At 73.6% G+C, this 21,842-nt stretch carries 15 protein-coding genes; 4 read left to right on the forward strand and 11 right to left on the reverse strand.

All coding sequences use genetic code 11. The features are described from left to right. Positions 1-49: 49 nt before the first annotated feature. Positions 50-364 carry an STAS domain-containing protein gene (locus GA0074694_RS30120; protein ID WP_245714986.1) on the forward strand — a complete coding sequence of 105 codons (315 nt, stop codon included), beginning with the start codon at positions 50-52 and terminating at the stop codon, positions 362-364. A 24-nt stretch (positions 365-388) separates the two neighbouring features. On the opposite strand, the gene GA0074694_RS30125 is transcribed toward GA0074694_RS30120, so the two are convergent. The 6 genes from GA0074694_RS30125 to GA0074694_RS31265 form a co-directional block, all read right to left on the reverse strand. Further along, on the reverse strand, positions 389-4,096 hold the full coding sequence (locus GA0074694_RS30125) for a SpoIIE family protein phosphatase (protein ID WP_425413654.1): 3,708 nt from the start codon (positions 4,094-4,096) through the stop codon (positions 389-391). Between the two features lie 243 nt (positions 4,097-4,339). Next, positions 4,340-4,891, reverse strand: coding sequence for a pyridoxamine 5'-phosphate oxidase family protein (locus GA0074694_RS30130; RefSeq protein ID WP_091463241.1), 552 nt, complete (start codon positions 4,889-4,891; stop codon positions 4,340-4,342). Between the two features lie 268 nt (positions 4,892-5,159). After that, the gene (locus tag GA0074694_RS30135; protein WP_176738211.1) at positions 5,160-7,340 is read right to left on the reverse strand and encodes a putative bifunctional diguanylate cyclase/phosphodiesterase; all 2,181 of its coding nucleotides are present in this window, start codon (positions 7,338-7,340) and stop codon (positions 5,160-5,162) included. A gap of 42 nt (positions 7,341-7,382) precedes the next feature. Beyond that, the gene (locus tag GA0074694_RS30140) at positions 7,383-8,201 is read right to left on the reverse strand and encodes an SAM-dependent methyltransferase (RefSeq protein WP_091464412.1); all 819 of its coding nucleotides are present in this window, start codon (positions 8,199-8,201) and stop codon (positions 7,383-7,385) included. Positions 8,202-8,297: 96 nt separating this feature from the next. Further along, positions 8,298-9,503 (reverse strand): 3-oxoadipyl-CoA thiolase, encoded by a 1,206-nt coding sequence (gene pcaF, locus GA0074694_RS30145; protein WP_091463243.1) that lies wholly within the window; start codon positions 9,501-9,503, stop codon positions 8,298-8,300. A gap of 98 nt (positions 9,504-9,601) precedes the next feature. Next, positions 9,602-9,817, reverse strand: a complete 216-nt coding sequence (locus GA0074694_RS31265) for a hypothetical protein (protein ID WP_141714309.1) — start codon at positions 9,815-9,817, stop codon at positions 9,602-9,604. Between the two features lie 78 nt (positions 9,818-9,895). Here GA0074694_RS31265 and GA0074694_RS30150 point away from each other — a divergent pair, with 78 nt between their 5' ends. The 3 genes from GA0074694_RS30150 (at position 9,896) to GA0074694_RS30160 (ending at position 13,273) form a co-directional block, all read left to right on the forward strand. Then, positions 9,896-10,528, forward strand: a complete 633-nt coding sequence (locus GA0074694_RS30150; protein ID WP_091463244.1) for a DUF998 domain-containing protein — start codon at positions 9,896-9,898, stop codon at positions 10,526-10,528. Positions 10,529-10,796: 268 nt separating this feature from the next. Beyond that, the gene (locus GA0074694_RS30155; RefSeq protein ID WP_176738212.1) at positions 10,797-12,107 is read left to right on the forward strand and encodes a dicarboxylate/amino acid:cation symporter; all 1,311 of its coding nucleotides are present in this window, start codon (positions 10,797-10,799) and stop codon (positions 12,105-12,107) included. A gap of 98 nt (positions 12,108-12,205) precedes the next feature. Then, a complete protein-coding gene (locus GA0074694_RS30160) occupies positions 12,206-13,273 on the forward strand; it encodes an NADH:flavin oxidoreductase/NADH oxidase (protein ID WP_091463246.1) in 1,068 nt (355 codons plus the stop codon). A gap of 162 nt (positions 13,274-13,435) precedes the next feature. On the opposite strand, the gene GA0074694_RS30165 is transcribed toward GA0074694_RS30160, so the two are convergent. The 5 genes from GA0074694_RS30165 to dxr all read right to left on the reverse strand — a co-directional run bounded on the left by GA0074694_RS30165 (position 13,436) and on the right by dxr (position 21,830). Next, on the reverse strand, positions 13,436-17,095 hold the full coding sequence (locus tag GA0074694_RS30165) for an ATP-binding cassette domain-containing protein (RefSeq protein WP_091463247.1): 3,660 nt from the start codon (positions 17,093-17,095) through the stop codon (positions 13,436-13,438). A gap of 100 nt (positions 17,096-17,195) precedes the next feature. Beyond that, a complete protein-coding gene (locus GA0074694_RS30170) occupies positions 17,196-18,035 on the reverse strand; it encodes a GNAT family N-acetyltransferase (RefSeq protein ID WP_091463248.1) in 840 nt (279 codons plus the stop codon). 151 nt (positions 18,036-18,186) lie between these two features. Beyond that, positions 18,187-19,359: a flavodoxin-dependent (E)-4-hydroxy-3-methylbut-2-enyl-diphosphate synthase gene (gene ispG / locus GA0074694_RS30175; RefSeq protein ID WP_091463249.1), complete on the reverse strand. Its 1,173-nt coding sequence runs from the start codon at positions 19,357-19,359 to the stop codon at positions 18,187-18,189. Positions 19,360-19,368: 9 nt separating this feature from the next. Beyond that, on the reverse strand, positions 19,369-20,619 hold the full coding sequence (locus tag GA0074694_RS30180; protein WP_091463250.1) for a M50 family metallopeptidase: 1,251 nt from the start codon (positions 20,617-20,619) through the stop codon (positions 19,369-19,371). Further along, the gene (dxr, locus tag GA0074694_RS30185) at positions 20,619-21,830 is read right to left on the reverse strand and encodes a 1-deoxy-D-xylulose-5-phosphate reductoisomerase (RefSeq protein WP_091463251.1); all 1,212 of its coding nucleotides are present in this window, start codon (positions 21,828-21,830) and stop codon (positions 20,619-20,621) included. The genes GA0074694_RS30180 and dxr overlap by 1 nt, the downstream gene beginning before the upstream one ends. Positions 21,831-21,842: the final 12 nt, after the last annotated feature.

The raw sequence follows: 21,842 nt of genomic DNA on the forward strand, positions 1-21,842 counted from the left end.
CCGGGGGCGGCTGTTGCCCCCACCGGGGTGCTGTGCCATGGTGTCAGGCGTGGATCAAGGGGGAAGCGCTCCCGTCTTCGCTGCCAGCGTGCAGGTCGACGGCGACCACCTCCGGGTCGTGGTGACCGGTGAGGTCGACATGGCGACCGCCGACACCATGCTCCAGATCGCGCTACGGGAACCGGCCCGACGGCTGACCCTGGACCTGCGGGCGGTCGCCTTCTTCGACTCCGCCGCCATCCACGCCGTCGTCCGGATCGCCGAGCGGTTCCCGGGCACGCTGGCCGTGCTGCCGTCCCGCCAGGTGCGCCGGGTGCTGGAGATCTCCGGTCTCGCCGGCCAGGACTGGTTCGACCCGAGCTGACCGGCCCACGTCACCACCGGCCGTTCAGGCCGCCTCGCCGCGACCCGACCGCTCGTGCTCCCCGCGGCGGCCCGCCAGCCGGCGACGCAGGGTCACCTCCGTGCCGGTCGCGGTACGGCGGACCGAGAGGTCGCCGAGCGCGCGGATCAGGGAGAGCCCCCGGCCCCGGAACGTCGACCCGGACGACTCCCGCCACTGGCCGCTGTCCTGGACGGTGACGACCACCGTCCGGTCCTCGATGGTCACCTCCACGTCGATCACCGGCTCGGCCGGAGCCACCGGATGCTCGATCGCGTTCGCCGCCGCCTCGGAGACCGCCACGGTCAGGTCGAACAGATCTATCTCGCCGACGTCGTGGGCGACGAGGAAGTCCTCCACCCGCTTGCGCAGCACGCTCAGCCGGGTCGGGTCGGCGGGCAGCCGCAGCGCGAAGCGGTCCCGCTCGGTCGCCTCCAACGCGAGCACCGCCACGTCGTCCCGGCGTGGACAATCGACGACCCGCTCGACGACGGAGTCCACCAGGTCGGCGACGTGCCCGCTGAAGCCCGCCACGTCCGACCTGAGCTGACCCAAGCCGACGTCGATGCCGAGGGTCCGGTCCTCGATCAGGCCGTCGGTGTAGAGCAGCAGCCGGCCGCCCGCCTCCAGCGTGTCCGTCTCGGTCCGGTACGACGTGTCGGGAATGGCACCGACCGGCGGGCCCAGGGCGCGGTCGTGCAGGAACGCCACGTCGCCTCCTCGGATCAGGAGCGGGGACGGATGGCCTGCGCTGGCGTACCGTAACCGCCCGGTTCGGGGATTGAAGCAGAGACAGACGACAGTGGCGAACGAGCGCCGCTCGACGGAGCCGACCAGCCGGTTGAGCCGGGTCAGCGACTCGCCCGGATCGAAGCCCTCCAGCAGGTACGCGCGCAGCGCGTTACGGAGCTGTCCCATCGCCGCGGCGGCGTGCACACCCTTGCCCACCACGTCTCCGATGACCAGCGCCAGTTCGTCGTCGACCTCGATCACGTCGTACCAGTCGCCGCCGACCTCGACGTCACCGCTACCGGGCAGGTAGCGGCTGGCCACCACCGCGTCGGGCCGCTGCGGCAGGGAGCGGGGCAGCAGGCTGTGCTGGAGGGTGGTGGCGATGCGGTGCTCGGCCTCGTAGAGCCGGGCGTTCTCCAACCGCACGCCGATCAGCCGGGCCAGTTCGGTCAGCACGGCCTGCTCGGCGTCCACGCGGGCTGCGGCCGGCTGCCAGATCCGTAGTTCGCCGAGGGGTTCGCCGGTGGTACCGGCCAACGGCAGGACGACCGACGGGTCTCCGGACGCGTCGCCGGCACCGTGCGCCTCGGAGCGGGCGTCCCCGGCGGTGACCACCGCCCGTACCGCGTCGACCAGGCTGAGCGCGTGCGCGGCGGCGACCGAGACCACGTCGGCGGTGGAGCGGGCGGTGTTGATCGCGACCGCCGCGTCGGCGAGGGCGCGCAGCCGCCGGATGATCTGCCCGCGCAGCTGCCCGAGTTCGACGTTGGCCCGCACCCGGGCGATCAGTTCCTGCCCGGAGAAGGGCTTGGCCAGGTAGTCGTCGGCGCCGACGGCGAGCCCGGCGACCGCCTCGACCGAGCCGGCCCGGGCGGAGAGCAGCACGATCGGCACGTACCGGGTACGCGGATCGGCCCGTAACGCGGTGACCAGGCCGAAGCCGTCGAGTCTCGGCATCATCACGTCGGCCAGCACCAGGTCGAACGAGGTGTTCTCGATCGCGTCCAGGGCGGCGACACCGTCCTCGACCGCGACGACCTCCCAGGATGGTGCGAGCAGCCGGGTGACATGTTCCCGCAGGTCGACGTTGTCGTCGACGACCAGGATGCGGCCCGCCCGGGGACCGGCCGGTTCGTCCGTTCCGTACGCCGGTGCCGGACCGGCGGACCAGAAGGCGGCCTCGGTGACGTACAGCCGGGCCTGCTGGGAGTCGGTCAGCGCTACGGGTCGGTCGACGACCCGGTCGGCCGGCAGGTGCGCGGAACCGAACGGAACGGTGACGGTGAAGGTGCTCCCCTCGCCCACCCGGCTGGCGACACCGACCTCGCCGCCGTGCATCTCCACCAGCTCACGGACCAGCGCCAGGCCGATCCCCGTCCCCTCGTGGGTACGCGAGCGAACCCCGGGCACCCGGTGGAACCGCTCGAAGACCTGCGCACGTTCGTCGTCGGCGATACCGACGCCGGTGTCGGTCACCTCCAGCCGCGCACCGCCCGGCACCGCGAGAACGCGGACCCGGATCTCCCCGTCGAAGGTGAACTTCACCGCGTTGGAGAGCAGGTTGAACACGATCTTCTCCCACATGTCCCGGTCGACGAAGACCGGCGCGGGCAGCGGTGGGCAGTCCACGGTCAGCCGCAGCCCGGCCCGCTCCACGGCCGAGCGGAAGGTGCTGGACAGCCGGGAGGTGTAGTCGGCCAGGTCGGTGGGACGGTAGTCGGCGGCGAGGCGGCCGGACTCCAGCCGGGAGAAGTCCAGGACGGTGTTGACCAACTTGAGCAGACGCAGCGCGTTGCGGTGCATCACGGTGAACCGCTCGATGTGGTCCACCGGCAGGTCCGGATCGGCGAGCAGGTCCTCCAGCGGCCCGAGCACCAGGGTCAGCGGGGTGCGGAACTCGTGGCTGACGTTGGCGAAGAAGTTGGTCTTCGCCCGGTTGAGCGCGGCCAGTTCGGCGGCGCGAACCTGCTCCTGCTCGTACGCCCGCTGCCGGGCCACGGCGCGGGAGACCTGGGCCGCGACGAGGTCGAGGAAGGTGCGGTACTCGGTGGTCAGCGGGAACCGTTCGGCGGTGCCGAGGACGAGAGCCCCGACGGTCTCGTGGGCGGCGAGCACGGGAAGCACCACCGCTCTCGGTGCGCTTCCGGGTGGTGCCGGGTCGACCAGGTCGGTGAGGTCGACCGACCGGGCGTCGGCACCGGCGACCACCTGGCGGACCGCCTCGGGCAGCGCACCGGGGGACGTCACCCGGTCGGCGTCGACACCGCTGCACCCGGCCAGCGTGACCCGACCGGAGGCGTCGGTCAGGTAGAGCAGACCGACGGGGAGGTCCTCGTGGTGCGCGTCGAGCACCTCGGCCGTGGCCCGGCCCAACTCGGCACCGCTCCCCACGTCGACGAGCCGGGCACCGAGGTCGGCCAGGGCCCGCAGGCGTCGCTCACCGAGCACCCGCCCGGTGGTCTCGTTGACGATGCAGTACACCCCCTCGATCGATCCGTCGTCGACGCGGATCGGGTCGTAGGAGACGTCGAAGTAGACCTCTTCCAGGAAGCCGTGCCGATGCAGCAGGAAGGGCCGGTCCTCGGCCCGGTAGGACTCACCGGTGCGGCGGACGCCGTCCAGCAGCGGGGCGAGGTCGGCCCAGGTCTCCGTCCAGTGGTCCCGAGCGGGCCGGCCGAGGGCGTGCGGGTGCTTGGTGCCGATGGTCGGCAGGTAGGCGTCGTTGTAGAAGGCCCGGTGGTCGGCACCCCAGAACATCACGATCTGGGCCTTGGAGGTGAGCAGCATGGCGACCGCGTTGGCCAGCGCCGAGGGCCACTGCTCCGGGCTGCCGACCGGACTGTCGGCCCAGTCAAGGTCACGAATCCGTGCGCCCATCTCGCCACCAGCCGCGAAGGCGGCCACCAACTGCGGGGGCAGTCCACCCCCGGTGGTGCCCCCGCACAGGCCACGCTCGTCCACGCCCCCCTGGGCCGAGCTCATGCTGCCTCCCGCTCCGGCCATGTCCGGCGCGCCCCTTGAATATTCGCCCGCCCGTGCGCCGAGTTGTACCCAAGCGGAACAGCAACGTAACGCATGCCGTCCACGCAACGCTGTTTACCCGTGTCTCATCCTGACGTCCCCGGTCGACGTCCGGATCGTCAGGTCGGCCCGGATGGGTACGCCGGGCTCGGCCCGCCGGCACACCACCGGCGGCGGACCGTCGACGGCAGGAGGGCCGGCAGGTCAGAAGACCGGCAGGCCGTCGATGCTCGTGGCGTTCCTCGTCGCCCGGTAGACCACCAGGTCCTCGGTCGTCCGCCGGGAGTGGCAGGCGAGGAGCATGTCCCGGTCGCCCTGGTACTCCATCAGCGGCACCGAGAACCCGCACGAGTCGGATACCCGGTCGACCTCGACGGTGACCACCGCCCGGACGGCGTGCGGGTCGGGCGGGTCGGGGAAGTCGGCGAGCCGGGCGGCGAAGTCGGGCGTGCCCACGGCGACCGTGTCGCCCCGCCCGTGCAACCGGACGACCTTCGGCGGGCCGGCGAAGGCACAGAACATCAGCGTGATCCGGCCGTTGTCCCGCAGGTGGGCAATGGTCTCCGCGCCGCTGCCGTGGTAGTCGAGGTACGCCACCCGGTGCGGGCCGAGGACCACGAACGTGCCCCGCATGCCCTTCGGCGACAGGTTGACGTGCCCGTCGACCGAGGTGGGGGCGGTCGCCACGAAGAAGACCGGCTGCGCCTCGATGAAGGTGCGCAGCCGCCCGCCGATCTCCGGGTACACCGTGCCCATACCAGCCATCCTCACACCGTCGCGTCGTTCCCGGTGCCCCCTGCCCGCCGGTTGGGACGCCGTCCCCGGCGCGCCTAATTGCCTTGCCGGCCCATTGACACCGGGCGCATCCTTGACCTCGTGACCAGGCCCGATCCGGGCCACCGCCGGGCACTCGGAACCCGGCACCGCGGCGGCGCGGGGCGTCGGTCACCTCTCTCTCACCAGTACGGCGATCCGCCGTACCCGACAACCGCCCCGCGCCGCCGCCTCCCGCGTGTGGGTCACGTCACGGTTCGCCGCGCAGTCGGGCGGTGATCTCGTCGGCCGGCGCGGGTGGACCGAAGAACCTTCCCTGCCCGGTGTCACAACGCAGCGCGCGGAGCAGTTCGGCCTGTGCCGCCGTCTCCACCGCCTCGGCGGTGACCCAGAGCTCCACCGCGTGCGCCAGCCGCACCAGCGCGTCGACGATCCGCTCGTCCCGGTGTCCGGCGGGCGAGTCCGGACCGTCGGCGCGGATCCCCTCCACGAACGGCCCGGCCAGCTTCAGGGAGTGGATCGGCAGCCTCCGCAGGTACGCCAGGTTCGAGTAACCGGTGCCGAAGTCATCGATGGCGAGTCGTACGCCGAGGTCGGAGAGGCGGTGCAGGGACCGCAACGGCTCGCCCGCCGTCCCCATCACCGCGCTCTCGGTCAGCTCCAACTGGAGCAGGTCGGCGGGGAGACCGCTGCTGGAGAGCACCTCCGCGACGGTGGCCACGATCGCCGGGTCGTCGGCCTGCCGGGCGGCGAGGTTGACGCTCACCACCAACCGGGCGTCGGGGAACTCGGTCAGCCAGCCACGGGCGTCCCGGCAGGCCCGGTCGAGCACCCAGCGGCCGAGCTGCACGATCAGACCGGTCTCCTCGGCCAGGCCGATGAAGGCGTCCGGCCCGAGCAGGCCCAGTTCCGGGTGCTGCCAGCGGACGAGCGCCTCGACCGCCACCATGGTCGAGTCGAGCAGCGAGACGATCGGCTGGTAGTGGACCACGAACTCGCCCCGTTCCAGCGCCGCCGGGAGGCCCGCGGCCAGCGCGGAGCGGGCGATGTCCCGGGCGCCGCGCTCGGGGTCGTAGACCGCCCACCGGCCCCGCCCCTCCGCCTTGGCCCAGTAGAGCGTGGTGTCGGCGGCCTTCATCAGCTCCGAGACACTGGTCTGCCCGACCGCGCAGTCGACGATGCCGACGCTCGCCGAGACGGCGAGCTGCTGCCCGGCGACGTGCACCGGGGCGGCCACGGCGGTCAGGGCGCTCTCCGCGACCTCGATCGCGCGGTCGAGCCCGTCGCCGCCGTCGACCAGGATGACGAACTCGTCCCCGCCCATGCGGGCGACCAGGTGACCGTGCTCGGCGACGCAGCTCGCCAACCGCTCGCCGATCACCACCAGCAGCCGGTCACCGAGGTCGTGGCCGAGGCTGTCGTTGATCGCCTTGAAGCCGTCCAGGTCGAGGAAGCAGACCCCCACCCGGTGCTCCGGGGTGGCCTGGGCGAAGAGTCCCCCCAGGGTCTCGAAGAACAGCGTCCGGTTGGGCAGACCGGTCAGCGGGTCGTGCAGGGCCTGGAAGCGCAGCCGCTGCTGGAGTTCGTGCCGGTCGGTGATGTCCTCGATCATCGCCACGGTGAACCTCGGCCGACCGTCGTCGTACCGGATCAGGGAGGCGGCCAGGTCGGTCCAGACGACGCTGCCGTCCTTGCGGCGGTACCGCTTCTCCGTCCGGACCGAGTCGTGCCGGCCGGCGATCAGATCCTGGTACAGCTCCCACATCCCGGCCGCGTCGTCGACGTGGAACAGCGCGGCCACGTTGGTCTCGCGCAGTTCCGCCGGGGTGTAGCCGAGCATGTCCGCAAAGGACTGATTGACGTCGATGATCTGCCCGTCGGTGCCGGCGATACCGATCCCGATCGCCGCGCCGGTGAACACCGCCCGGAACCGGGCCTCGCTGTCCCGTAGCGCCTGCTCCACGTCGTCCCGGGCCTGCCACGCGGACCGGGCGATCCGCTCCTGCTGGGTGAAGGTCCGGTCGCGCAGCGCCCGGGCGAACCCGGCGGCGAGCGCGCCCTGGAGGGCGGCGACCCGGCCGGCGACGTCCGCAACGTCACGCTGCTCGGAAGCCTCAGGCTGCTCGGGGACCTCACGCTGCTCGGGGGCCTCAGGCTGCTCGGGAAGAACCTCGGCGAGGAACCGGGTACCGAGGGCACGTACCGACCAGTCGAGCACCCGGGGTTCGGTCAGGTGCGCCTCTACCAGCGCCCGCCCGACGTCCTCGGCCGGCTGGGAGGTGAAGACGGCGGCACGGAGCGCGTCGGCCAGCCGTACCGTGTGGACCAGCAGCAGTCGCTCGGTCTCGGCCGCGCTCAGCGGCACGAACCCCAGCCGGCGCACCGCCCGCGCCCAGTCGGCGGCGTACCGCCGGGCCCCGGGGTGGCGCAGCCCCTCGTCGTCCGGTTCCCCGGTGGAGCCGCTCACCGTCGCCTAGCCGGCGGTACCGTCGTACCGGGCGACGGCACCGAACGCACCGAACCGCTCCGGGTGCTCGTCCACGTCGGAGGGCGAATCCGGCCGCCAGAGCGGCATGTGTACCACGCCCGGATCGAGGACCGTCCAGTCGCCGAGGAACGCGGCGACCGCGGCCCGCGACCGCAGGGTGATCTCGGTGTCGGTACGCGCCGAGAGCCGCTGCGCGTCCAGCATCTCCGGCGGCTGGTCCTCGAAGGTGGAGTGCGAGACGACCAGGAAGCTCCCGGGTGCGGCAGCGGCCCGCAGGGTGGCCAGGATCTCGGCCGGACGGTCCACGTCCGGGACGAAGTGCACCACGCCGCCGAGGAGGATGCCCACCGGACGGTCGAGGTCGAGCAGGCCGGAGGCGCGTGCCTCGGCGAGGATCCGCTCCGGGTCACGCAGGTCGGCGTGGAGCACCCCGGCCCGCTCGTTGCCGGCGAGCAGTTCCCGGCTGTGCGCCACCGCCACCGGGTCGATGTCCACGTAGAGCACCCGGGCCGCCGGGTTCGCCGCCTGGGCGACCTCGTGCACGTTGCCCACGGTCGGAATCCCGGAGCCGATGTCCAGGAACTGGTCGATGCCGGCGTCGAGCAGCACCCGCACCGCCCGGCGCAGGAACTCCCGCCCGGCCCGCATGGTGGCGGGCAGGTTCGGGGTCATGGCGGCGATCTGCTCGGCGAGCTGCCGGTCGACCTCGAAGTTGTGCGCGCCGCCGAGGAAGTAGTCGTACACCCGGGCCGCGCTCGGGCGGCTCAGGTCGATCCCGGCGGGCGTTCCGTCCGGCTGCTGCATCGTCCACCCCAGTCCGTGGCCGCGGACGCCGGCGGCCCCGCGGCCAGGGACGCGGGCGATCACCGACGGACCCGCAGGTCGTGTGGTGTGCCCACTCTAGGCCGCTGACTCCAGAATCAGCGAGATCCCCTGACCGACTCCGACGCACATGGTGGCCAGGGCGCGCCGCGCGCCCCGGTGCCGCAACTCCAACGCGGCGGTCAGCGCGAGCCGCGCCCCGCTGGCGCCCAGTGGGTGGCCGAGCGCGATCGCCCCGCCGTTGGGGTTGACGTGTTCGGCGTCGGCGGGCAGGCCCAGCTCGCGCAGGACCGCGACGGACTGCGCGGCGAACGCCTCGTTCAGCTCGATCACGTCCACGTCGGTCAGCCGCAGGCCGAGCCGGTCGAGCAGCCGCCCGGTGGCCGGCACCGGTCCGATGCCCATGGTCCGGGGCGGCACCCCGGCCGCCGCGGCGCCGACGACGCGGGCCAGCGGGGTCAGCCCGTACCGGGCGACGGCCGCCTCGCCGGCCACCAGCAGCGCCACCGCGCCGTCGTTGACGCCCGAGGAGTTGCCGGCGGTCACCGTCCCACCCTCCCGGAACGGCGTGGGCAGGGCGGCGAGCTTCTCCAGGGAGGTCTCCCGGGGGTGCTCGTCGGTGTCGACCAGCCGGGTGCCCCTGCGCCCCTCCGGGACGCTCACCGGCACGATCTCCTCGGCGAACCGCCCGTCCGCCTGCGCCTTCGCGGCGCGCTGCTGGGAGCGGAGCGCGAAGGCGTCCTGCTCGGCCCGGTCGACGCCGAACTCGGTGGCGACGTTCTCCGCCGTGTCCGGCATCGAGTCGATGCCCCACTCCTTCTTCATCAGCGGGTTGACCAGCCGCCAGCCGATCGTGGTGTCGTACACCTCGGCGGTACGGGAGTACGGAGTGGCCGCCTTCGGCATGACGAACGGCGCGCGGCTCATGCTCTCCACCCCACCGGCGACCACCAGCTCCGCCTCCCCGGCCACCACCGCGCGGGCGGCGGTGGCCAGCGCGTCCAGGCCGGAACCGCAGAGCCGGTTCACGGTGCTGCCGGGAACGCTCTCCGGCAGGCCGCCGAGCAGCGCCGCCATCCGGGCCACGTTGCGGTTGTCCTCCCCGGCCTGGTTGGCGCAGCCGAGGACGACGTCGTCCACCCGCTCCCAGTCCACCGTCGGGTGGCGGGCGACCAGCTCGCGGATCACATGTGCGGCGAGGTCGTCGGGGCGGACCCCGGCGAGCGCGCCGGCGTACCGGCCGATCGGGGTGCGGACTCCGGCCACCAGGTATGCCACGCTCATCGCTGCTGTCCTTCGGGGTGGGAAGGGGCGGGGGCGGTGCCGGCCGGGTCACGGCGGCACCCGGGCCAGGATATCGGCCGCCGGAACGGCGCAGTCGGTCAGCGGAACGGGTCGGCCGCCGGGGCGGGTCGGCCGCCGGGGCGGGTCGGCCGCCGGGGCGGGTCGGCCGCCGGGGCGGGTCGGCCGCCGGGGCGGGTCGGCCGCCGGGGCGGGTCGGCCGCCGGGGCGGGTCGGCCGCCGGGGCGGGTCGGCCGCCGGGGCGGGTCGGCCGCCGGGGCGGGTCGGCCGCCGGGGCGGGTTAGATTGGCCGGCATGGGCCGCGCCGAGACCACCACCGGGGGGCCTGTGCCTGCCGGATCCCGGCCCCTCCGCCTCCACGGGGCCGTCCGGGCATGACCGAACTCACCCGACGGGTCGCCGCAGGGGGCGCGACCGCCTGTGTGCTCGGCGGCACGGTCGCGGTCGTCGTCGCCGTGGTCGCCGGTCCCGGTCCGGGTCTCATCGGGTATGTCAGCGAGGCGGGCGTCACCGACAGCGGGTACGCCCCGACCTACCGGGCCGGGGTGTTCGCGCTGACCGCCGGCCTGCTGCTGCTCGCCGTGGCACTGTCGGCGACCGCCCGGGCAGCTGCCACACTGCTGGTCGCCGGAAGCTTCTGCACCCTGCTCTCCGGGTCGGTGACGTGCAGCGACGGCTGTCCGCTCCCCCCGTTCGAGCAGGCCACCACGGCCGATCTGGTGCACGGCGGGGCGAGCGTGGCCGCCGTGGCCACCGTGTTCTTCGCGATGGTGGCGGTCGTCCCGTGCCCCGGCGCCGGCACACGGGTGCGCCGGGTGGCCGCCGTGGGCGCGCTGCTCGCCCTGCCGCTGGCGGCCGCGGTGGGGCTGGCGATGCTGGTCGTGGGTCGGAGCACCCTGGTCGGCGTGCTGGAGCGGCTGCTACTGGCGGAGACCGCCGGTTGGGGCCTGGTGACGGCTGCCCTCCTCACCCTGCCCGCCCGCCCGCGCCGCCCGCCCTGGTGGTAGGAGGGGTCCCCTGTTACCGCTTTTTGTCGAGGAGGGGTCCCCTGCACACACACCCGACCGTGGGCATGTAAGGAGCCTCACCCGAGCGGCTCCTTTCGGTGCGACGTATGGCCGGCGTATCGTCGCCAGGCGATGACCAACGTCTGGGATCTCACCGTCCGCCTGTACGTCGACCTTCGACGGCAGGCCAGCGGTGTCTGTCCGGCGCGGCTGCTCCGCTGACGCCGTCGCCGTTCCCCAGACCCTTGGACGTCCCATGCCCACCTTCCTGCGCACGTTTCCCTTCTCGCTCCAGATCCTGCTCGGCCTCGTCGTCGGCGCCCTGCTCGGCTTCCTGGCCCGCGCCAACGACCTGAGCTGGTTGACCAGCACTCTCGACACCGTCGGCGGACTCTTCGTCCAGCTGCTCAAGCTGGCCGTACCGCCCCTGGTCTTCACCGCCATCGTGGTCAGCGTGGTCAGCCTGCGCGGCGTCACCAACGCCGCCCGGCTGGCACTGAAGACCCTGCTCTGGTTCGGCGTCACCGCCCTGGTCGCGGTGGGCGTCGGCATCGGCCTCGGCCTGCTCACCAACCCCGGCCGGGGCGTCACCCTGGACACCGCCGGGGCGACCGCCCCGCAGCGGACCGGTTCCTGGACCGACTTCCTCACCGGCATCGTCCCGACCAACCCGGTCGGCGCGTTCGTCGAGGGCAACGTCCTCCAGATCGTCTTCCTCGCCCTCGTCGTCGGAGCGGCGGCGCTGCTGGTCGGCCCGGCCGCCGAGCCGTTCGTGGCGGTCAACCGGGCGCTGCTGGAGATCGTGCAGAAGGCTCTGTGGTGGGTGATCCGACTCGCCCCGCTCGGCACGCTCGGCCTGATCGGCAACGCGGTCGCCTCGTACGGCTGGGACCTGCTCGCCCCGCTCGCCCGGTTCACCACGGCCGTCTACGTCGGTTGCGCGATCGTGCTGTTCGTGGTCTACCCACTCGTGCTGGTCGCCGCCGGCCGGCTCAACCCGGTGCGCTTCTACGCCGGTGCCTGGCCCGCCGTGCAGCTGGCCTTCGTCTCCCGCTCCTCGGTCGGCACGATGCCGGTGACCCAGCGGTCCGTCGAACGCCTCGGTGTCCCCCGGGAGTACGCGTCCTTCGCGGTGCCCTTCGGCGCGACCACCAAGATGGACGGTTGCGCGGCGGTCTACCCGGCCCTGGCCGCGATCTTCGTGGCCCAGGTCTTCGGCGTCGACCTCGGCGTCACCGACTACCTGCTGATCGCCTTCGTCTCGGTGGTCGGCTCGGCGGCCACCGCCGGCCTGACCGGTGCCATCGTCATGCTGACCCTGACCCTGGGCACGCTCGGCCTGCCGCTGGCCGGCGCGGGGCTGCTGCTCGCCATCGACCCGATCCTGGACATGATCCGCACCGCCACCAACGTGGCCGGGCAGGCACTGGTGCCGACCGTCGTCGCCGCCCGGGAGGGCATCCTCGATCGGGACGCGTACGACTCCGCCGGCCGGCGTGACGTGACGGATCCGGCGCCGGCGGACCACTCGACCGCCGCCGGCCGCCCGGCCGGCGACCTCGCGCCAGCCCCGGCCTGACCTGACTGCAGCGGACCCCTGCTACCGCTTTTTGGGTAGCAGGGGTCCCCTGCAACCACGCAACCCCCGGCAATCACCCATCCCCTGAGAGGACCGGCATGAGCGCCCTCTTCACCCCCCTGCCGTTACGCGGGGTGACCCTCCCCAACCGGGTCGGCCTGGCCCCGATGTGCCAGTACCGCGCCGACGCCGACGGGCAGCCCAACGACTGGCACCGGGTGCACCTCGGGGCCCGTGCCGTCGGTGGCGCGGGCCTGGTGCTGACCGAGGCCACCGCCGTACTTCCGGAGGGTCGGATCAGCCGGCACGACACCGGTATCTGGTCCGGCGCACAGGTCGACGCGTGGCGCCCGATCACCGCCTTCCTCGCCAGGCAGGGCTCCGTGCCTGCGGTCCAGCTCGCCCACGCCGGGTTCAAGGCGTCCACGTACCGGCCCTGGGCGCCACGGCGCGGCGGGGTGGCGGACGCCGACGGCGGCTGGACGCCGGTCGGCCCCGGCTCGGCCCCCTTCGCGCCCGGCTACCGGACCCCCACCGCCCTGGACATCGCCGGCATCGAGGCGGTGGTCGAGGCGTTCGGGGCGGCGGCGGCACGGGCCGTGGACGCCGGCTTCGCTGCCGTCGAGGTCCACGCCGCGCACGGGTACCTGCTGCACGAGTTCCTCTCTCCGCTGACCAACCATCGCACCGACGGCTACGGCGGTGACCGGGCCAACCGGATGCGGCTCACCGTCGAGGTCGCCCGCGCGGTGCGCGCGGCGGTCGGCGCGGACGTCCCCGTCCTGGCCCGGATCTCCGCCACCGACTGGGTCGACGGCGGCTGGACCGCCGACGACAGCGTGGTGCTGGCCGGGGAACTGGCCGCCGCCGGGGTGGACCTGGTCGACTGCTCCTCCGGCGGAGCTTCCCCGGACGCGCGGATCCCGGTCGGGCCGGGATACCAGGTGCCGCTCGCCGCCCGGGTCCGCCGCGACGGGGGCGTGGCGACCGGCGCGGTCGGGCTGATCGTCGAGCCGGAGCAGGCGGAACGGATAGTCGCCGACGGCGAGGCCGACCTGGTGCTGCTCGGCCGGGAGCTGCTACGCGACCCGTACTGGCCACGCCGGGCGGCGGCGAAGCTCGGCGCCGACCTGGGTTGGCCCGACCCGTACGCCCGCGCCGTCTGACCCGGCACGCCCGACCGGCGTACCGGCCGAAGGACCCTGCGGCGTACCGGCGAAGGACCCTGCGGCGTACCGGCGAAGGACCCTGCGGCGTACCGGCCGGCACGGCCCACCGCTCGACGCGGCGCGGTGCCGACCCCGCGGCGAACGGGGGTCGGCACCGGTTCAGCCGGCCAGGTGGGACCAGTGCTCGGTCAGGTCGTGCCAGGGCCCCTGCGCGGCCACCCGGCCGCCCACCAGCACCACCACGTGGTCGGCCTGGAGCAGGGCCGCCCGTTTCGACGTCGACCCGACCACCGTCACCCCGGTGGCCCGCAGCGCCGACCAGAGCGCCAACTCGGTGGTGACGTCCAGGGCGGAGGAGACGTCGTCGGCGATCAGCAGCTCGGTACGGGGTGCCAGCGCACGGGCCAACGCGAGGCGCTGCAACTGCCCGCCAGAGAGCCGGGTGCCCTTGTGCCCGATCACCAGTCCGAGCCCGGCTCCGGCCGCCGCCAGGTCGTGTTCGAGCTGCGCGGTGGAGACCGCACCGGCGGCGTCCACCGCGTGCCCGAGCGTGATGTTGTCGACCACCGTCCCGGAGAGCACCCGGGGCAGCTGGCTGACGTAGCCGACCTGGTTGGGGCGGAGGAACAGCTCCGGCTCGGTGACCGGGTCCCCGTTCCAGGCCAGGCCACCGGTGTGGTGCACGATGCCGGCCAGCGCCCGCAGCAGCGACGACTTGCCCGCGCCGACCGGCCCGACGACCAGCACGAGCTGGCCGCGTTCCACGGTCAGGTCGACGTCGCGGACCGCGACCGTGCCGTCCTCGTGCACCGCCGAGAACCCGGTCAGGGTCAGCCGCCGCAGCGGACGCCGGGGGGCCGGCTCCGGCGCGAGTGCGGTGCCGTCGGCCAAGTCGAGCCCCGGCACCGTCGCCGAGTACGCCGCGACACCGGTCATCGCCACCGTCCGCCGCGTCCACACCCGGGCCGACGGGTACTGGGCGATCAGCGAGGCGGTGGTCCAGGCGAACCAGCGGGCGGCGCCGAGGGTGGAGACGGCGACCAGGGTCGCGCCCGCCGACAGCCCGCCGGAGAGGAAGAGCGCCCACACACCGATCGGCAGCAGGCCACTGACCACCGAGGGGGTCGACCGGGACCACACCTGCACCTTGATCTCCCGGCGCTGCCGGTCGCTGCGGACGGTGTCCAGGGTGGCCAGATGGCCCAGCACCGGGGCGGTGGCCCCGGCGAGCTTCACCGTACGGGCCGCCGACAGCGAGGACACCAGGGCGGTGGCGAAGGCGGCCCGGGCTGCCACGGTGGCCCGGGCGGACCGTTCCAGCCGGGGCCCGAACAGCGTCGCGGCGAGCGCGGAGACCACCATCGTGCCGAGGAAGAACAGTCCCGGTACGACGCTGCCGGAGACCGCGGTCATCGCCACCAGGACCACCAGGCTGGTGGCGTTGTCCATCACGTTGTCGGCGAGCTGGACCACCCGCTCGGTGTCGCCGCCCTGGGCGACCACCTCGGCCGGGGTGTGCCCGCTGACCCGGCGGGGACCGGTCTGCCCGTACACCAGCCGGGCGCTGATCCGCAGACTCTGCCGGACCCACCACTGCGGGAACCACAGGTTGGTCAGGTACGGCACCGGCAGCGTGACCAGGAGCGCGGCGACGATACCCACGGCGGGCAGCCACAGGCTCCCGACGTCGTCGACGAGATCGGCCCACAGCCACGGCAGCACCACGCCGTCCAGCCCGAGCACCGCGACCACGGTGAACATCACCAGCGCGACCATGCCGTACCGGGCGTCGTTGACGACGAGACGGTGGATCTCCCGGATGGTCCGGGCCGGTGGCGTCGCCGGCAGCGGCGGCGCCTCGACCTTCGCCACCCGTGCCCCGGCCGGTGCCGGGCGGTCCGCCACGGCCACCGCCGATCGGGGCGCGGGTGCCGCCGCCCCGCCGGACCCGCCGCCCTCACGACTCGTGCCGGGGCTGCCGCCGTCGGGGCCGCCCCCGGTCGTGACGAGGACCCGCTCCTGACCGCCCCGCGGTCCGCCCGCCCGGACACCGGGTGGGCCGTCGTTCTCCGCCGCCGGCCACCGGCCGTCCGGTTCCGGGCCGATCGGCGCGTCCGGGCCCCCGCCGTTCGTCGACGGCGCGTCGGCGTGCGTGGTGTGGCTGGCGGCGAGCAACCGGGCGAAGCGCTCCGACTCGTGCAGCGGACCGGCCTCGACCACCGCGCCGTCGGCCATCACCACCACCTCGTCGCACCGCCGTACCGAGGAGAGCCGGTGCGCGATGACGATGCCGATCCGGTCGGTGAGCAGACGTTCGGTGGCCCGCTGCACCCGCGCCTCGGTGACCGGGTCCAACCGGGCGGTCGCCTCGTCGAGGATCACCACGTGCGGATCGCGGACCAGGATCCGGGCGAACGCGACCAGCTGCTCCTGACCGGCGGAGAGGACGTACCCGCCCTCGCCCAGCCGGGTGTGCACGCCGTCGGGCAGCTCCGCGAGCCAACCGTCCAGGCCCAGTTCGTGCAGGGCGTGGGTGGCGGCGTCGAGCAGGTCCGGGTCGAAGAGCGCGACGTTCTCCGCCAGCGTGCCGGCGAGGATCTCGGTGCGCTGGGGCACCACGGCGACGAACCGGCGCAGCTGCTCGATGTCCAGGGTGAGCAGGTCCGTGCCGGCGAGGAAGACCGTCCGCGGGGGCAGTTCGACGGCGCGGGAGAGCACCTTCGCCAGCGTCGACTTGCCCGACCCGGTCCGCCCGACCACCGCGTACGAGCGGCCCGGTACGAAGGTCAGGTGGACGTCGCGCAGGGCCGGGCCGCGTCCGCTGTCGCTGGTCGGGTACCGGAAGGTCAGGCCCTGGATCTCCAGCCGCCCCGGGACCGGCGGCGCACCGCCGGCCGGTTCCTGCCGGGCGTCGGCGAGCAGCTGCACCCGGGCCCACGCGCCGAGGGCCGCCTGGAGCTGCGGCACCATCCGGGTGACCTGCTCGACGGTGCCGCCGAAGGCCAGCACGAGCAGCCAGATGGCGGTCAGCCGGGCTCCGTCGACCCGGCCGGTGACCAGTGCCCAGCCGCCGGCCAGGACCACCGCGGCGATCCCGCACCGGGTGACCACGGTGGCCGCGGTGCTGACCTGGGCGGTGAGCTTCCACACCCGCTCGCCCTTGCGCAGCACCATGGCCGCGCGCTGGGCGAACAGCCGCAGCACGTACGGGCGGGCCAGGGTGGTCCGGACGTCGTCCTGACCGTGGATGGCCTCCTCCATCACCGCGGCCATGTCGGACCAGGCCTCCTCCTCGGCCATCCGGGCCGGGGCGATCCGCGAGGTCGGGCCATGCAGCACGAACAGCAGCAGGACGGTCAGCAGCAGCATGCCGAGTCCGGCCGGCCACCAGACCAGCAGGGCGACCACGGTGGAGAGCGCCCCGGTGGCCACCGCCTGGGTCAGCCGGACGCCGACGTGGCGCACCTCCGCGCCGACCTGGTAGACGTCGCCGTCGATCCGGTCGAGCAGCTCGCCGACCGGGGTGCCCTCCAGGGTCGGCAGATCCTGGCCGAACGCGACCCGGCACAGCCGTCGCCGCACGTCCGCCGTCCAGTCGGCGGTCAGCCCCGCCATCACCAGGCCGATCACCAGGTCGGCGAGCACGGCGGCGACCAGGGCCGCGGCCAGGACCCCGAAGAGAGCCCCGGAACGGTGCAGCAGCACCGGCCCGGCCAGGGCGGCGGCGGCGGACTGGCCGGCGGCACCCAGCAGGATCAGGACGGCCACGAGCGTCACCCGGCGGGGCGAGGTGACCCACAGGTCGCGGAGCAGGCGCATGGAAGGAAATCCTCCGGTCCCGGGTGGCGGAACGTCCAGCCTCTCCGGCGACGCGGGACAACTCAACGCATTTACGCCACCGGCAGATGGCTGGCCCGGCTCAGAACAGCACGGTGGCGAGGGTGCCGACCGGCCGGAAACCGCACCGCTGGTACACCCGACGCGCGGGCAGGTTGAAGTCGTTGACGTACAGGCTCACCGTCGGCGCGACCCGTAGCAGGGCGTGGCGCACCACGGCCGCCATCGCCGCCGTGGCGATCCCCCGGCCCCGCCACTGCGGGTCGACCCATACCCCCTGGACCTGGGCGGTACGCCGGGTCACCACGGCCAGTTCGGCCTTGAACACCACCTTGCCGTCGACGAACCGGGCGTACGCCCGGCCGGCGCGGACCAGCTCGGTCACCCGTCGCCGGTAGCTGCGACCGCCGTCGTCGACCAGCGGCGACACGCCGACCTCCTCGGTGTACATGGCCACCGCCGCCGGGAAGAGCACGTCGATCTCACCGGCGTGGACCTGTCGTACCTCCCGGTCGACGGACACGCAGGGCAGCGCGTCCGTGGCCAGCAGCGGCTGGTTCGGGCGGACGTCCCGGGCCGGCCCCCAGGCGGCGGAGAGGCGGTCCCAGAGCCCGAGGACGGCGTCCGCCCGCCCGACGATCGAGGAGCAGATCCGCTCCTCGCCGCTGAGCAGGTCGGCGAAGGCCGCGACGGCGGACCGGTCGGCGAGTACCGGGGTCAGGTTGCCGCCGAGCCAGCAGAGCGACTCGACGTGGCGGCGCGGGCCGTAGCCGAGGATCCGCCCCTCCGCCCGCCACCAGGCCAGCCCGCGGGCGGCGACCCGCTCCGCGACCTGCGCGCCCGCGTAGGGGTCGCGGTCGAGGAGCCGCTCCACCGAGCGGCGCTCCGACTCGCCCAACTGCCGCACCGGCACCGTCAGCACGGATACCAGCCTGCCAGATGCACCCGCCGCCGCGCCGGGCGAGTGGCGAGCCCGACGCCGCCCGAGGTGCGGGCCGACGCGCTGGCCCGGCTACGACGCGCGGCGGCCCGGTGGCGGTGCGCCACCGGGCCGCCGCGCGGCTGGTCGTGGTTCAGTGCACGGTGACCGTGGCACCGCCGACCAGACCGCGCAGGTCCTCGGGCAGTTCCGCGCCCATCTCCTCGGCGATCCGCAGCGCCTCCTCGATCAGCGTCTCCACGATCTGCGCCTCGGGCACGGTCTTGACGACCTTGCCCTTGACGAAGATCTGCCCCTTGCCGTTGCCGGAGGCGACCCCGAGGTCGGCCTCGCGCGCCTCACCGGGGCCGTTGACGACGCAGCCCATCACGGCCACCCGCAGCGGCACCGGCAGCCCCTCCAGGCCGGCGGTGACCTCCTCGGCGAGCTTGTAGACGTCGACCTGGGCCCGCCCGCAGGACGGGCAGGAGACGATCTCCAGGCCGCGCTCCCGCAGGCCCAGCGACTCCAGGATCTGGTTGCCGACCTTGATCTCCTCGACCGGCGGGGCGGAGAGCGAGACCCGGATGGTGTCGCCGATCCCCTCGGCGAGCAGCGCGCCGAACGCGACCGCCGACTTGATGGTCCCCTGGAACGCCGGACCGGCCTCGGTGACGCCCAGGTGCAGCGGGTAGTCGCACCGCTCGGCGAGCTGCCGGTACGCCCGGATCATCACCACCGGGTCGTTGTGCTTCACCGAGATCTTGATGTCCCGGAAGCCGTGCTCCTCGAAGAGCGAGCACTCCCAGAGCGCCGACTCGACCAGGGCCTCGGCGGTGGCCTTGCCGTACTTGGCGAGGAGTCGCTTGTCCAGCGAGCCGGCGTTCACGCCGATCCGGATCGGCACGCCCGCGTCGCCGGCCGCCTTGGCGATCTCCTTGACCTTGTCGTCGAACTGGCGGATGTTGCCCGGGTTCACCCGGACGGCGGCGCAGCCGGCGTCGATCGCGGCGAAGACGTACTTCGGCTGGAAGTGGATGTCGGCGATCACCGGGATCTGCGACTTCCTGGCGATGGCCGGCAATGCCTCCACGTCGTCCTGGCTCGGCACGGCCACCCGGACGATCTGGCAGCCGGACGCGGTCAGCTCGGCGATCTGCTGCAACGTGGCGTTGACGTCGGCGGTGAGGGTGGTGGTCATCGACTGCACGGAGACCGGGGCACCGCCGCCGACGGGCACCGGGCCGACCATGATCTGCCGACTGGCGCGGCGGGGCGCCAGGGCCGGGGGTGGCACGACGGGCATACCGAGACTGACAGCGGTCACTTCAGGCACTCACCTTGAGAAGAGCGTGATCGGGTTGACGACGTCCGCCGTGACGGTCAGCAGCGTGAACACGCCACCGACCAGGATCACCGCGTACGTGAGGGGCATGAGCTTGAGGTAGTCGACGCGGCCGGGGTCGGTCCGGCCGAACCGGGCGTAGAGCCAGGAGCGGGCCCGCTCGAACCAGGCGATGGCGATGTGGCCGCCGTCCAACGGCAGCAGCGGCAGCAGGTTGAACACGCCGACGAAGAAGTTCAGTGAGATGAAGAGCAGGACGAACAGTTCCCAGGCGTCGTTGGCGACCGCCTCCCCGCCGAGCCGGCTCGCGCCGACCACGCTGATCGGGGTGTCCACGTCCCGCTCGCCGCCGGTGATCGCCTCCCAGAGGGCGGGGACCTTCTCCGGGATGCGCTTCATGGCCTCGTACGTGCCGACGGCCATGTTGCCGGTGTAGTCGGCGGTCGCCCCGAACGCGTCGACCGGGCCGTAGGTGACCATCGCCGGGGTGCTGGGACGCAGCCCGACGCCGAGCGCGGCGACCGGCCCGACCGGGCCGTCGGTGTCGTCCAGCGGGGGCCGCTGGGTGGTGGCCAGGGTGGCCCGGGCGGTGGCCGGCTGGCCGTCGCGGACGTACCCGATCTCGGCGGTGCTGCCCGGGGCGGCGGCACGCAACGCGACGAGCAGCTGCCCGTAGTTGTCGATCGGGGTGCCGCTGAGGGAGGTGATCCGGTCGCCGCTGCGTAGCTGGGCCTGGGCGGCCGGACTGGCCGGGTCGGCGGGGGTGCACTCGCGGACGACGTTCTCCGGCACCACGCACTCGCCGAGCGCGATCACCGCCGGCTCCTGCCGGGCCTGCTCCTCGTTGGTCGGGAAGTCGGGGTTGGGCAGCCCCATGAAGACGGCGGCAAGCCAGAGGGCGACGATGGCGAGGGCGAAGTGGGTGGCCGACCCGGCGGACATCACGATGGTCCGCTTCCAGACCGGGTACCGCCACATCGCCCGGGGCTCGTCGGCCGGGTCGACGTCGTCGTCCTGCGGGGTCATCCCGACGATCTTGCAGAAGCCGCCGAGCGGGATGCCCTTGAGGCCGTACTCGGTCTCACCCCGCTTGAACGACCAGAGAGTGGGGCCGAACCCGACGAAGTAGCGGGTGACCTTCATCCCGAACGCCTTGGCGGTGAGCATGTGCCCCGCCTCGTGCAGGCTGACCGAGACGAGGATGGCAAGGGCGAAGAGCACCACCCCGAGCAGGTACGCCATCAAGCTCCTTCCACCGACGCCGCGAAGATCTGCTGCGCGTGCGCGCGCGCCCAGGACTCAGCGGCGAGCACGTCCTCGACGGTACCTGGTTCGTCGAAGTCGGGAGCCTCCTCCAGCACCCGCTCCAGAGTGTCGACGATGCCCAGGAAGGGCAGTCGACCGTCGACGAAGGCGGCCACGCACTCCTCGTTCGCCGCGTTGTAGACGGCCGGGCGGCACCGCCCGGCCCCCCCGGCCGCCTTGGCCAGCGCGACCGCCGGGAACGCCTCGTCGTCGAGCGGAGTGAACTCCCAGGTGTGGGCGGTCGTCCAGTCCACCGCCGGGGCGGCGTCCGGCACCCGGTCCGGCCAGCCGATGCCGAGCGCGATCGGCAGCCGCATGTCCGGCGGGCTTGCCTGGGCGATGGTGGAGCCGTCGACGAACTCGACCATCGAGTGGATCACCGACTGCGGGTGCACCATCACGGTGATGTCGGCGTACGGCACGTCGAACAGCTCGTGCGCCTCGATCACCTCCAACGCCTTGTTGACCATGGTGGCCGAGTTGATGGTGACGACCGGTCCCATGTTCCAGGTCGGGTGGGCGAGGGCCTGCTCGGGCGTGACCGTGGTCAGCTCGTCCCGCCGCCGGCCCCGGAACGGGCCGCCGCTGGCGGTGACGACCAGCCGTCGCACCTCGCGCCGCGAGCCGGAGCGCAGGCACTGGGCGAGCGCCGAGTGCTCCGAGTCGACCGGCACGATCTGCCCCGGCCGCGTGACGGCGGCCTTCACCAGGGGGCCGCCGGCGACGAGGGACTCCTTGTTGGCGAGCGCGAGCGTACGCCCGGCGCGCAGCGCGGCCAGCGTCGGCGCGAGCCCGCGTGAACCCACCACCCCGTTGAGCACGACGTCGCAGGGCCACTGCGCCAACTCGGTCATCGCGTCCGGCCCGGCCACGATCTTCGGCAGCTTGAAGTCGCCGGTGGCCCAGCCGCGCCGGCTCGCCTCGGCGTAGAAGGCGAGCTGGAGGTCCTGGGCGGCGGACGCCTTGGCCACCCCGACCGCCTCGACGCCCAGTTCGAGGGCCTGGGCGGCGAGCAGCGCGACGTTGCCGCCCCCCGCGCCGAGCGCCACCACCCGGAAGCGGTCCGGGTTGCGTCGCACGATGTCGACGGCCTGGGTGCCGATGGAACCGGTGGAACCGAGCAGGACGAGGTTCCGGGGAGAAGTCACCCGGCCATTCTT

This window comes from Micromonospora inyonensis (assembly GCF_900091415.1).
GTDB lineage: Bacteria > Actinomycetota > Actinomycetes > Mycobacteriales > Micromonosporaceae > Micromonospora > Micromonospora inyonensis.